Source organism: Staphylococcus sp. Mo2-1 (genome assembly GCF_046721385.1).
Classification (GTDB): Bacteria; Bacillota; Bacilli; order Staphylococcales; family Staphylococcaceae; genus Staphylococcus; species Staphylococcus equorum_A.
On record NZ_JBEUUK010000001.1, the window covers coordinates 1,328,066 to 1,341,480 of the forward strand.

The window sequence follows — 13,415 nt, forward strand, 5'->3', positions numbered from 1 at the left end:
ATAATTCCTCCTGTTATTATTGAGCTACAATGTTAACTAATTTTTTCGGTACTGCAATGACTTTCTTAATCTCTTTACCTTCAATTTCAGCCTTAACATTTTCATTACCAAGTGCTAATTGTTCCATTTCTTCTTTTGAAGTGTCTTTAGGAATATTAATCTTAGCACGTACTTTACCGTTCACTTGAACAACAATCTCGATTTCATCATCAACGAGTAATGATTCATCATATGAAGGCCATGGTTGATAAGTGATTGTTTCTTCATGTCCAAGTTGCGTCCATAATTCTTCAGATATATGTGGCGCAATTGGTGCCAACATTTTAATGAAACCTTCAATGTATGGTTTGTAAATTTCATCTGCTTTATAACAATCATTAATAAATACCATAAGTTGACTTATTGCAGTATTGAAATTCAACGTATTATAATCTTCAGTTACTTTTTTCACTGTTTGATGATAACTCTTATCTAAAGCTTTACTGTTATTGTTTACCACTTTATCGGAAATCAAACCATCATCAGTTACTAATAAGCGCCAAACTCTATCTAAGAAACGTCTAGAGCCGTCCAGGCCATTTTCGCTCCATGCAATTGCCGCATCAAGTGGTCCCATAAACATTTCATACATACGTAAAGTATCAGCACCATGTGATTTCACGATATCATCTGGGTTGATTACATTACCTTTTGACTTACTCATTTTTTCATTACCTTCACCAAGTATCATGCCTTGGTTAAATAATTTTTGGAATGGTTCTTTAGTAGGAACTACACCTAAATCATATAAAACTTTATGCCAGAATCTCGCATATAATAAGTGAAGTACTGCGTGTTCTACACCACCAATGTATAAATCAACCGGTAGCCAGTGTTTTAATTTTTCTGGATCTGCAAGCATTTGGTCATTATCAGGATCAATATATCTTAAATAATACCAACAGCTACCTGCCCATTGTGGCATCGTATTTGTTTCGCGACGACCTTTCATTCCAGTTTCTTCATCAACCACATTAACAAAATCTGAAATGTTAGCTAATGGAGATTCACCTGTACCTGAAGGCTTGATTTCATCCGTTTCAGGTAAAAGTAATGGTAGTTCTTCTTCTGGAACAGTGGTCATTGAACCATCTTCCCAATGAATTACAGGTATTGGTTCACCCCAATATCTTTGGCGACTAAATAACCAGTCTCGTAATTTATAATTTACTTTGCGAGTACCCGCACCTTTTTGTTCCAACAATTCAATTGCTTTAGCAATCGCTTCTTCGTTGTATAAACCATTTAACTCACCTGAATTAACATGTGGTCCATCTCCATCATAGGCTTCTTGCGATAAGTCTCCACCTTCGATAACTTCTAAAAGTGGCAAATCAAATGTTTTTGCGAATTCATAGTCTCTTTGGTCTCCACTTGGTACTGCCATAACTGCACCAGTTCCATATGTGGCAAGCACATAATCAGCAATCCAAATTGGCACTTGTTGCCCCGATAAAGGATTCGTTGCATATGCGCCAGTGAACACACCCGATTTTTCTTTAGATAAACCTGTACGTTCTAAGTCTGACTTTTTAGCCGCTTCTTGTTGATAATCTTTGATAGCCGCTTCTTGATCAGCTGTTGTAATTTCATTTACTAGTTCATGTTCAGGACTTAACACTAAGAAGGTTGCACCGTATACAGTATCTGCACGTGTTGTAAACACTTCAATTTGGGCATCACTGTCTTCTACGTCGAATGCGATAGCGACTCCTTCTGAACGACCAATCCAGTTACGTTGCATGTCTTTTAAAGACTCAGGCCAATCTAAGTCATTTAAATCTTCAAGTAAACGATCTGCATATTCAGTAATTTTTAATACCCACTGTTTCATTGGTTTTCTTACCACAGGGTGGCCACCACGTTCAGACAAACCGTCAATAACTTCTTCATTTGAAAGTACTGTACCAAGTTCTGGACACCAGTTTACTGCAACTTCATCTACGTAAGCGAGTCCTTTATTATATAATTGAATAAAAATCCATTGCGTCCATTTATAATATTCTGGGTCTGTAGTATTCACTTCTCTATCCCAATCATAACTGAAACCTAATTCTTTAATTTGACGTTTAAACGTCTGAATATTCTTTTTAGTAAATTCACGAGGATCATTCCCAGTGTCTAAGGCATATTGTTCTGCGGGAAGACCAAATGCATCCCACCCCATTGGATGTAACACATTGTATCCTTGCATACGTTTATAACGAGAAATAATATCTGTAGCTGTATAACCTTCTGGATGCCCTACATGAAGTCCTGCACCTGATGGGTATGGAAACATGTCTAGTGCATAGAATTTTTTTTGACCTAAATTATCGCTCGTTTTAAAAGTTTTATGTTCTGCCCAATAATCCTGCCATTTCTTTTCAATTTCATTATGATTGTAGTTCACTACTTTTCCTCCTATTCAATAAAAAAACACCTCAAACTATTATCGACTTCAAAAGGGACGACTTTCACCGCGGTACCACCCAGTTTCACATTAAATGTGCGCTCATTTAAATTAATAGTTAGAGATGTTATAAATTCATTTAAGTCCTGGTAAGTTCACTCAATGCTTAACACTAGGTTCCACCTTTCCTAGTTCTCTGTAGAAAAGCTTTTAAGTTACTACTCCTATACATTACTAATGATATTTGAAAAAAGGTTTTATTTCAAGTGGAAAACGTGAAATAAAGCTACACTAAAAGTTTCTGTGTGGCGATTTATTAGTTTTTATAAAAAAATCGAACAGGCAACCTTACACCTGTTCGAGAAAATGATTAAACTTTTTATTTTCCACGTATAACTTATACGTCTTTTGGTAATTTCTTATCATAAATCATTAAGAAAAACACTGCGATAACTAATAACCCTATCATACTTAAAAACATCGCTTGCATATTTAGTGTATCTACAAGGACCCCACCTATAAGTGGACCAAAAGCCTTACCAACAGTTGTCGCTGAGTTAACATACCCTTGAAACGCTCCTTCTTTCCCTTTTGGAGCTAATTGGTTTGCAATTGTTGGAACAGCCGGCCAAACAAACATTTCACCTAATGTCAGTATAATCATACCTATCATGAACACTGAAAATTGTTCAGCAAAACTCGTCACTAAAAATGACACTATGAAAATCGATATACCTACTAACATTTGATATTTCAAATTACCTTTTAGCAACCTGATCACCGGCATAATCAGCGGTTGTGCAACCAGAATCATAATACCATTAACAGTCCATAATAAACTGTATTGGCTCATTGACATATTAATTTCTTGAGTGAAAGAAGCAATCGTACTCTCCCATTGAATATATGCAATCCAACAAATACTAAACATCACACATAAAAGTGACAGCGCAGTAAATTGAACTCTGTTTTGTTTAGATAATAAGGACATCGTATCATTCGATTTTACTTTCACATCAAGTTTAATATTAAATTGTGTAATTGCTACCACTGCAAATGCTACATACATTAATAAGTTAGCTATAAATATATAATTGAAACTCAACTCTGCCACAAAACCTCCGGATCTTGCTCCTATAGCGACGCCTAAATTTTGCGCTAAATAGATTGCGTTAAATGTTTGGCGGCCACCTTGAGGCCATGCAGCGCACTGCAAGTGCATAAATAGCTGGAATAATCATACCCCCACCAAAACCTAATGCTACGAGCCAAACCGCATACCAAGGCCATCCGTGGAAGAAATTCAAGAGTGTTGTACTGATTAAACATATAACAGTACCTATCATAATCGTTGGATAGCCACCTAATTTATCAAATAAATTACCACCTAATAAATTACCAATGACCATACCAAACGAATTAATCATTAGGACAAAACCAGCCATTGTAAGACTTTTATCTAATTGTTCATTCATATAAATTGTATTTAAGGGCCATAAAAAACTTGAGCCAGTGATATTTAATGCCATCCCAATAACTAACCACCACACTGATTTAGGCATTTTCATAACAGTAAGCTCCTCTCTATTTTAAAAATTTCTAATTTTACACTAAACACTATATCATTAAAATATGTTAAAATCTTTAACTAGAATGAATTCAGAAAGGAAAATGTTTTATGGGACAATTTTTCCCTTACGCATTCGAGAATAAAAGATATCACACTTGGAATTATCACTTAAAAAATAAATTTGGACAAAAGATTTTCAAAGTAGCAATTGACGGTGGCTTTGATTGTCCTAATAGAGACGGTACTGTAGCACATGGAGGATGTACTTTCTGTTCAGCTGCGGGTAGCGGAGATTTTGCAGGTAATCGTGTGGATCCAATCGATGTACAATTTCAACAAATTAAAGATAGAATGCACGAAAAATGGAGTGACGGTCAATACATTGCTTACTTCCAAGCATTTACAAATACGCATGCACCTGTCGAAGAATTACGTGAAAAATATGAAACTGCTTTGAAGGAACCTGGTGTTGTTGGCCTTTCAATAGGTACACGACCTGATTGTTTGCCTGATGATGTGGTTGAGTATTTGGCAGAGTTAAATGAGCGTACATATTTATGGGTAGAGCTTGGCTTACAAACGGTACACCAAGAAACATCAGATTTAATCAATCGCGCGCATGATATGCAAACATATTATGAAGGTATCGCTAAATTACGTAAGCATAATATTAATATTTGTACGCATATTATTAATGGTTTGCCAGGCGAAGACTATACGATGATGATGGAGACGGCTAAAGAAGTCGCTCAAATGGACGTCCAAGGTATTAAAATTCATTTACTTCATTTACTTAAAGGCACGCCAATGGTGAAACAGTATGATAAAGGCATGTTAGAATTTATGTCACAGGATGAATATACTAAATTAGTTTGTGATCAATTAGAAATCATTCCAAAAGAAATGATTGTTCATAGAATTACTGGTGATGGTCCGATTGATTTAATGGTAGGTCCAATGTGGAGTGTTAATAAATGGGAAGTACTGAACGAAATTGATAATGAACTAGGTCGCAGAGAATCATATCAAGGAAAACATTTTGAAAGTACGATAAAATCATGAAATTAGAACGCATTTTACCATTTGCGAAAACGTTGCTTCAACAACATATGACATCAGAAAGCATTGTCATAGATGCTACTTGTGGTAATGGCAATGACACACTTTTTCTTGCGCAACAAGTGCCTCACGGTAAAGTATATGCATTTGACATCCAAGCAGAAGCTATTAGTAATACAAAACAAAAAACTGAAGGTTATGACAATGTAATGTTGATTCAAGATAGTCATGCGCATGTAAAACAGCATATTCAAGAGATTGAAGCCGGTAAAGTGGATGCTTGCCATTTTCAATTTAGGATATTTACCTAAAGGTGATAAATCGATTGTTACCCACCCTGAAAGTACATTATCAGCTATCAACTCAATTTTTGATATATTAGCTCCAGAAGGCGTCATTATATTAGTGATCTACCATGGTCATGATGAAGGTAAATTAGAACGTGATGCTGTAATTGAATATTTGTCACAGTTTGATCAAACTAAAGCACATGTATTGCAATATCAATTTATCAATCAACAGAATAACCCGCCGTTTATCTGTGCACTTGAAAAAATTTAGACTGTGAATACCTCATGAGTTCAAGATATAATTTCTTAACACAATCACGATTATTAACAATTTATTCGAAAATAAAATAAAAAAGACAAACAAAAGCCTCGGTATTTGACTACCGAGGCTTTGCTTATTCCCTATAAGTTAATGATAGATTTAAGACTAGTTTGAATGCTAGTTGATTTTGATTCAATTTCTTCTTTGAAGAAATTTAAAAGGCTTTCCCGTTGCGCTTTTAAATCTTCATTGAAATGAATGATAACTGTACGTTCGTCATTTTGTGGTCTTTCTTTAATGATCCACGCTTTTTCCACTAAATCATTATAAGTTCTTGTACGCTTATAAGATTTAATGTGCACAAAATCATCCATTTCTTTTAAAGTCATCGATCCTTCTTTCCAAAGCGTTAAAAGAATCAAAATTTCTTCTTTCGACATCTTGTACTGCTTTTGAACTTTGTTAAAGATATCTTCGATGTCATTCAACACCATTTCTAATCTTAAAACGCCATCAACATTATCAGTAAATGTCTTCCCCATAGAATAATCCCCCAATCATAGTATAAAGTTAAACATGTAAAATTAATTTATCAAAAAACATCATTCTTAGTAAATAAATTCTTCACTGAATTAACATTAGAATTTTTAATAAAATTAATCTTATATACAGTTTAAATTTAAACTATGAATTATGCAATTATATGAGATATTTTATTTTGCATTTCTTTCAAAATAGTAGCTGATTTTTCGAATAATTCGCGCTCATGGCTGTCTAGAGGCATTTCAAAAACTTTTACAGCACCTTCTTTATTTACTTGTGTTGGTACACCAATATAGACATCTTCTTGGTTGTATTCACCTTCTAAATAACTCGAAACTGTTAGTACAACATTTTGGTTATTTAAAATTGCTTTTGTAATGTGTAATAGCCCCATTGCAATCCCATAATACGTTGCACCCTTTGCTTGTATTATATCGTAGGTCAGCATCACGCGTATTTGTAAAAATCTCTTCAACCCTGTGTTGTTTTTCAGGGTCATCTTTTAAAAATTGATATAAAGATTGACCGGCTATATTAGCTTGAGACCATACCGCTAATTCTGAATCGCCATGTTCACCGATGATTTGACCATGCACACTACCTGGTGAAACGCCAAATTCTTCAGCTAATTCATATTTAAAACGTGCTGTATCTAAAATTGTCCCAGAGCCTATCACTTTTTCTTTCGGTAAACCAGATACTTTGTATGTCACATATGTTAAGACATCTACCGGATTGGTTGCAATTAAGAAAATACCATCAAATCCAGATTTCATAACTTCAGAAACAATTCCTTTAAAAATTTGGGTGTTTTTTTCGATAAGATCTAAGCGTGTTTCACCTGGTTTTTGAGCTGCTCCAGCAGTAATAACTACTAAATCTGCATTTGTACATTCATTATATGCGCCTGCTTTGATTTTCACTGGTGAATCACCATATGGCGCACCGTGATTTAAATCCATGACGTCGCCTTTAACTTTTTCTTCGTCTAAATCAATAATTACTAATTCATCAGCAACACCTTGAGCTACTAACGCAAAAGCATAACTTGAACCTACTGCCCCATCACCTATTAAAACTACTTTATTATTTTTAATTTGTTTCATTATATGACGCTCCTCACGTATTCAATCATTTAGTTAATGTTTGTGATTTATTTCACAATATAAATATAACAGTATTTCATAAGTTTTTCAATAACTTTGTTATTTTTTTCACAATATTATTTTGTTAATCTTTCTAATAGATTTACATACACCATACTTCTGATAATTTTATAAAAAAAGCATCAGATAACATTTAAAGTTTTCCGATGCTTTTCTTACTCTATTTTAGTATAAGGGTTCTTTTAATTAAGATACTTCATGTTCATCATGAACGATAAAGCCATTATTGCTAGCACTATTATTTAAAAATGCCAAAATATATCTCATTACTTCATCTCTTTCAGGTTCATTATGTACCTCATGATAAAGTCCTTCCCATGCTTTGAAATATAATTCTTCGGTTGTGACTTTGTCTTTAATTAATTCCATTGTTGATACATCCGCAACTTGATCTTCTAGACCATACATTAACAATAGTGGTAATGGTTTAATATCAGTTAAATGTGTTACCGTTTCTTTCATAATTTCTATGATTTGTTTATACCAATGATAAGTTACTTTTTGCAACATCAACTGGTCATTTTTTGTTTCTTCAATTACTTCTTCGTTTCGTGTTAAGTCTTCAACTGTAATCCCTACTTTAAATCTTGTATCTTTAGCTACTTTACCTATATTTGAAATTATTTTGTCTTTACGAGATTTATTACTCTTTTTAAATTCTAAAAGTGGAGATAAAAGCATCAAACCTTCAATTGGTACTTCTACTTTTTCAAGTAAATTAAGTGTAATTAAACCACCTAAACCGACACCTAACACGTAAGTAGGTATTTTATACTCATTCGCTATTCTAATCCACTCTAGAATATGCTCATGATATACATCAAAACTGTCAATTTGACCTTTGTTAGAACGTGACGTTTGCCCTTGTCCAGGTAAATCGCCCATAATAACATGATATCCATTTCGGCGAAGCATCGTAATTACATATGCGTATCTTCCCGTATGTTCAAGCATGTTATGTGCAATTACAACGACACCTTTAGCTTCCTTTTCGGTTTCCCATTTCCACATAATACATACTTCCCCTTCTCGTTAAATTTCATTATATTTATTGTATCAAAATACGATGTACTTTTTCCATTTTAAAGATAACCATAGACGCGAAAAACTCAATTTGTTTTAAAAATTAAAAGCATCTTATAATCAACACTTTATCATAAGTGTATTTAATAAAATAAAGTGTAATATATTCTATTGTAAACGATTTCATTCCCTTTAGATTCATGCTACACTTATATTGAAAGATCAGCTGTAAGCAGAATGGGAGGAATTAATATGCCAATTGTGAAAAATTTTTTTATCGGGTTATCTAACAACCCTTTTTTAAATAAGAGTGCTAAGGAAATCGGTCCAATGCTCGGTGCTAATAAAGTGGTTGCCGGCAATACAATCGAAGCCTTATTAAACACAATTGAACGTCTAAACAGCAAGGGAATTACAGTTACTGTAGATTGCCTTGGAGAATTTGTTGTAACTGAAGGTGAAGCAATTCAATCAAAAGATCAAATATTAGAAGTGATGTATGCTATTTATAATCATAGCTTAGATGGTCACATGTCTATTAAATTAAGCCAGTTAGGCTCTGAATTTGATTTAGATCTTGCTTATCGCAATCTACGTGAAATATTATTAAAAGCGAATGAGTTTAATAATATGCATATTAATATCGATACTGAAAAGTATGATAGTTTATTTGACATCACGCAAGTGTTAGACCGTTTAAAAGGTGAATTCAAAAATGTAGGTACCGTAATTCAAGGTTATTTATATGAAGCCGATACACTTGTAGAAAAATATCCGGAATTACGATTGCGCATGGTTAAAGGCGCATATAAAGAAATTGATACAATAGCTTATCAAACTAAAGAAGACATTGACGAAAATTACATACGTTTAATTGAAAAAAGACTATTAAACGCTAAAAATGTAACTTCAATTGCCACTCATGATGATAAAGTTATTACACATATAAAACAATTTATCAAAGATAATAATATTGAAAAAAATCAGTACGAATTTCAAATGTTATATGGTTTCCGTACTGATTTAGCAGAGAAAATAGCTGGTGAAGGTAACAATTTCTGTATTTATGTACCATATGGGGATGATTGGTTTAGTTACTTTATGAGACGACTAGCTGAACGACCTCAAAATTTAAATTTAATGTTTAAAGAGTTAATGAAACCCGAAGTAATGAAAAAAGCGGGTATCGTTACAGGTGTAGTTGCAGCCTTTGGAGCAGCTAGTGCTTTAGTATATCGTCTTTTAAAAAAATAATCTTTAACAAAAAAGAATTGGACAATAACGATTTCGTTAAGTCCAATTCTTTTTATTTTAGTAGAAACACCTATAGCCTTTATAAAAAAGTTAGTGCTTCAGTCTGGTTCTATTATATTTCTTTTAATAAATTAGCCATTTCTATTGCACTAATTGCTGCATCTGCACCTTTATTACCTGCTTTTGTGCCGGCACGTTCTATTGCTTGTTCAATATTTTCAGTTGTCACAACACCGAAGATAACTGGTGTATCAGCAATATCATTTGCCTTAGAAACACCTTTCGCCACTTCATTACAAACATAATCATAATGAGAAGTAGATCCTCTTATTACACAACCTAAAGTGATTACAGCATCATATTCACCTTTTTGAGCTAATTTTTTAGCTACTAATGGAATTTCAAATGCACCTGGTACATATGCTACATCAATGTTTTCTTTCGGTACTTCATGTCGCACTAAAGTATCTTTAGCCCCGTCCAATAAACGATTTGTAATAAAATCATTAAACCTACTTACCACAATTGCTACTTTTAAATCTGAACCTATTAATTTACCTTCAAAATTCATCTTATTGCCCTCCTATATTAAATGACCCATTTTTTCTTTTTTTGTATCCATATAATCTTGATTAAATTTATTTGTTGGAACTACTAGCTCAATTCTTTTCGCAATATTTACACCATAAGTTTCTAGACTTTCGAATTTTTTGGGATTATTGCTTAACAAATTCACGCTTTCAATACCAAAATACTTTAAAATTTTTGCGGCGTCTTTATAATCTCTCAAATCTTCGTCGAAACCTAAAGCAATATTAGCTGTCACAGTATCATAACCTTGTTCAATAAGTTCATATGCTTTTAACTTATTAATTAAACCAATACCTCTACCTTCTTGAGGTAAATATAAAATAATGCCACCATGTTCACTTATATATTTCATAGAAGCTTCAAGTTGTTCTCCACAATCACATCTTTGACTATGAAAAATATCTCCTGTCAGACAAGAAGAATGAATACGCACATTCTCAGTTTTCTTTATGTCTCCACTTACAATCGCCACAAGTTCTTCGTCACTCGTCTGTGAAGTAAAACCATACATATCAAACTTACCATGTTTAGTAGGCATTTTTACTTTTGCTTTTGCTTCTAACTTAGATGTGAGTGATTTTCTATATGTTTCTAAATCTTCAATAGAAATCATTACAAGCTCATGCTTTTCCTTAAATGCTTCTAATTCTTCACCTTTAGCCATTGAACCATCTTCATTCATAATTTCACAAATTAATGCTGCTGGCTTTGCTCCTGTTAGTTTTGCTAAATCTACAGATGCTTCTGTATGACCACGTCTTTCTAACACACCATTATCTTGTGCAATTAACGGAAATAAGTGACCTGGTTTATTAAAATCACTAGCTGTTGCATTTTCTTCTATCAACGCTTTTGCTGTCATTGTTCTTTCTCCAACACTAATACCTGTCGTCGTATTAATATGATCGACACTCACAGTAAACTCTGTACCATAAACATCAGAGTTATGACTCACCATTGGATTGAGTTCTAATTTTCTGGCTATATCTTTGCTAATTGGTGCACAGATGAGTCCTCTACCATATTTCGCCATGAAATTAACGGTATTATCTTGCATCCATTCTGTCACAGCTACTAGGTCGCCTTCGTTCTCTCTGTTTTCATCATCAACGACCACAATACTTTTACCTTTTTTAAGCTCCGCAAGCGCTGTATCTATACTATCTAATTTCATACTACCCCTCCTAAAATCCAAATGCTCTAAGTTTTTCGGTGCTTAATCCTGATTCATTATTACTGACAATTCTCTCTACATATTTGAATAACATATCAGTTTCAATATGGACCGGATCGCCTACACGTTTTTGATTTAAAATAGTGGATCTTCGCGTTTCAGGAATGAGATGAATGTCGAATTCAGCATCTTTTAATTGAAAAATAGTTAAACTTACGCCATCTACAGTTATGGATCCTTGTGGCACCATTTGTTTAATAAGTGTAGTAGTAGGCTTTATTGTTACAATTTTAGAATTATCTGATGCTTGTATACGTGTAATCTTAGCTACTTCATCTACATGCCCGAGCACAAAGTGCCCTCCAAAACGACCTTGACCACTCATCGCTCTTTCTAAATTCACTTCTGCAGATTGGTTTAAATGATTTAGATAAGTCTTATTTTCTGTACCTTTAATTACTTGTACTGAAAACGAATGCTTATTAAAATCAACAACAGTTAAACATGCGCCATTCACACTTATAGAATCTCCTATATGCATGTCTGATAAGATGGTCTCGCAATCAATTGTTAAGTTAACTACAGATTGTTGTGTCGTTATTTTTTTAATCGTGCCTATTTCTTCAACAATACCGGTAAACATGATTATTCACTTCTTTCGCAACTCTAATTTAATGTTTTGCTCAAGCATTTGGGAATTAACAATTTCGAATTGTGGTACTTCTGATAATCTAAAAATGTTTTTAGTTTGATAAAATTGATAATTACCAGAACCACCTATAATTTTCGGGGCATAATATAAGATAAGTTCATTCGTATATTGAGATTGTAGAAATGCTGAAGATACGGTTGGACCCGCTTCTACTAACAATTTCCCAATTCCCTTTTGATATAAATCTATTAAAATATTTTCAATTGAACAATCAGTTAAAATAATAATTTCTACATGTTCAATATCTGTTTTCAAGTTTTTATTTTGTGTATAAATCCAAATAGGTGTATTAGCATTTTTAAACATGTCTAATTCAAAATCAATTTGGCCTGATTGCGATAAAATCACTTTTATTGGATGCTTACCTTCCTCAATTCGTGTTGTATATTGAGGGTTATCTGCATCTAACGTGCCTCTACCTGTAAGTACAGCATCATGCGTATGACGTAAGTTGAATACATCATGCTTAACGGCTGTATTCGTAATCCATTTACTTTCACCTTCATCAGTGGCCTGTTTACCGTCTAAACTACAAGCTACTTTAACTGTCACTTCAGGAACCTCTTTACTTTTGCTTATAAAGAAGTCTTTGTACAAGTGTTCTGCTTCTGCATTATGACGAAATTCAACTTCTACTCCTGCATGTTGTAATATTTCGTCACCGTTAGACGCTAAAGTCGTATCTTTTACAGCATATATGACTTTCTTTATGCCAAAATCAATAATTTTATTTACACAAGGTGGCGTTGAACCAAAATGTGTACATGGCTCTAATGAGATAAAAATGGTACCATCTTTAGCTTCATCTTGTGCCATATCTAACGCTTGTACTTCAGCATGTTTATCGCCCTTTTTTAAGTGTGCGCCCATCCCTACGATTCGGCCGTCTTTAACAACTACCGCGCCTACAGGTGGGTTTACACCCGTTTGACCATTGACCATTTTTGCTAATTGGATTGCATAATTTAAATATTGACTCACGTTATCACCTCTAAATAATAAAAAAACACCTGAAATAAAATATTTCAGGTGTGGGATATATTGATATAACATCATTAGCTTCAAGTTAAATACACTTATCCATTTTCAAACATAAGTGTATGCCAAATAAACACTTAAAAAGTGTCGTTTTTGTTATACTTCATTCTTTCTCCCATCCAGACTTTACTGTCGGCTCTAGAATCTCACTAGATCAGCCACATTTGAATAATCAAATGCAGGTCGCAGGCTTTGTTTACTGCCGGTTGGGAATTTCACCCTGCCCCGAAAGAATATCTATGAAATTGTAATTAATGATTGAGTCAAGTAACTCTTACTAAGTTACACCAATATCGTACTAC

At 33.7% G+C, this 13,415-nt stretch carries 9 protein-coding genes, 3 pseudogenes and 1 riboswitch; of the genes and pseudogenes, 3 read left to right on the plus strand and 9 right to left on the minus strand.

The window, feature by feature from the left end; genetic code table 11:
• Positions 1 to 16 precede the first annotated feature (16 nt).
• Both leuS and ABLV95_RS06625 read right to left on the minus strand, forming a co-directional pair.
• A complete protein-coding gene (gene leuS, locus ABLV95_RS06620) occupies positions 17 to 2,431 on the minus strand; it encodes a leucine--tRNA ligase (protein ID WP_460876668.1) in 2,415 nt (804 codons plus the stop codon).
• 397 nt (positions 2,432 to 2,828) lie between these two features.
• Positions 2,829 to 3,999, minus strand: a pseudogene (locus ABLV95_RS06625) (MDR family MFS transporter).
• Positions 4,000 to 4,109: 110 nt separating this feature from the next.
• Between ABLV95_RS06625 and ABLV95_RS06630 the strand changes: the two are divergent.
• Positions 4,110 to 5,063: a tRNA modification radical SAM protein MnmL/YtqA gene (locus ABLV95_RS06630; RefSeq protein ID WP_285323414.1), complete on the plus strand. Its 954-nt coding sequence runs from the start codon at positions 4,110 to 4,112 to the stop codon at positions 5,061 to 5,063.
• A pseudogene (locus ABLV95_RS06635) lies at positions 5,060 to 5,621 on the plus strand (tRNA (mnm(5)s(2)U34)-methyltransferase). Before ABLV95_RS06630 ends, ABLV95_RS06635 begins: the two are co-directional and overlap by 4 nt.
• A 131-nt stretch (positions 5,622 to 5,752) precedes the next feature.
• On the opposite strand, the gene ABLV95_RS06640 reads toward ABLV95_RS06635, so the two are convergent.
• The 3 genes and pseudogenes from ABLV95_RS06640 to ABLV95_RS06650 all read right to left on the minus strand — a co-directional run bounded on the left by ABLV95_RS06640 (position 5,753) and on the right by ABLV95_RS06650 (position 8,332).
• The gene (locus ABLV95_RS06640; protein ID WP_021339039.1) at positions 5,753 to 6,154 is read right to left on the minus strand and encodes a transcriptional regulator, SarA/Rot family; all 402 of its coding nucleotides are present in this window, start codon (positions 6,152 to 6,154) and stop codon (positions 5,753 to 5,755) included.
• 149 nt (positions 6,155 to 6,303) lie between these two features.
• A pseudogene (locus tag ABLV95_RS06645) lies at positions 6,304 to 7,261 on the minus strand (L-lactate dehydrogenase).
• Between the two features lie 246 nt (positions 7,262 to 7,507).
• On the minus strand, positions 7,508 to 8,332 hold the full coding sequence (locus tag ABLV95_RS06650) for an alpha/beta fold hydrolase (RefSeq protein WP_069818199.1): 825 nt from the start codon (positions 8,330 to 8,332) through the stop codon (positions 7,508 to 7,510).
• Positions 8,333 to 8,596: 264 nt separating this feature from the next.
• Here ABLV95_RS06650 and ABLV95_RS06655 point away from each other — a divergent pair, with 264 nt between their 5' ends.
• Entirely contained in the window at positions 8,597 to 9,598 is a 1,002-nt protein-coding gene (locus ABLV95_RS06655) for a proline dehydrogenase family protein (protein WP_427704215.1), read from the plus strand.
• Between the two features lie 112 nt (positions 9,599 to 9,710).
• Here ABLV95_RS06655 and ribE (ABLV95_RS06660) read toward each other — a convergent pair whose 3' ends face one another.
• The 4 genes from ribE (ABLV95_RS06660) to ribD are packed head-to-tail and all read right to left on the minus strand — an operon-like array spanning position 9,711 to position 13,056.
• On the minus strand, positions 9,711 to 10,169 hold the full coding sequence (ribE, locus tag ABLV95_RS06660) for a 6,7-dimethyl-8-ribityllumazine synthase (protein WP_046465610.1): 459 nt from the start codon (positions 10,167 to 10,169) through the stop codon (positions 9,711 to 9,713).
• Between the two features lie 12 nt (positions 10,170 to 10,181).
• Positions 10,182 to 11,363, minus strand: a complete 1,182-nt coding sequence (ribB, locus tag ABLV95_RS06665) for a 3,4-dihydroxy-2-butanone-4-phosphate synthase (protein ID WP_460876671.1) — start codon at positions 11,361 to 11,363, stop codon at positions 10,182 to 10,184.
• 10 nt (positions 11,364 to 11,373) lie between these two features.
• On the minus strand, positions 11,374 to 12,006 hold the full coding sequence (gene ribE, locus ABLV95_RS06670) for a riboflavin synthase (protein WP_046465612.1): 633 nt from the start codon (positions 12,004 to 12,006) through the stop codon (positions 11,374 to 11,376).
• Positions 12,007 to 12,012: 6 nt separating this feature from the next.
• Complete coding sequence (ribD, locus tag ABLV95_RS06675; RefSeq protein ID WP_427704213.1) at positions 12,013 to 13,056, minus strand: bifunctional diaminohydroxyphosphoribosylaminopyrimidine deaminase/5-amino-6-(5-phosphoribosylamino)uracil reductase RibD; 1,044 nt, start codon at positions 13,054 to 13,056, stop codon at positions 12,013 to 12,015.
• Between the two features lie 160 nt (positions 13,057 to 13,216).
• A riboswitch (FMN riboswitch) is annotated at positions 13,217 to 13,350 on the minus strand.
• Positions 13,351 to 13,415 lie beyond the last annotated feature (65 nt).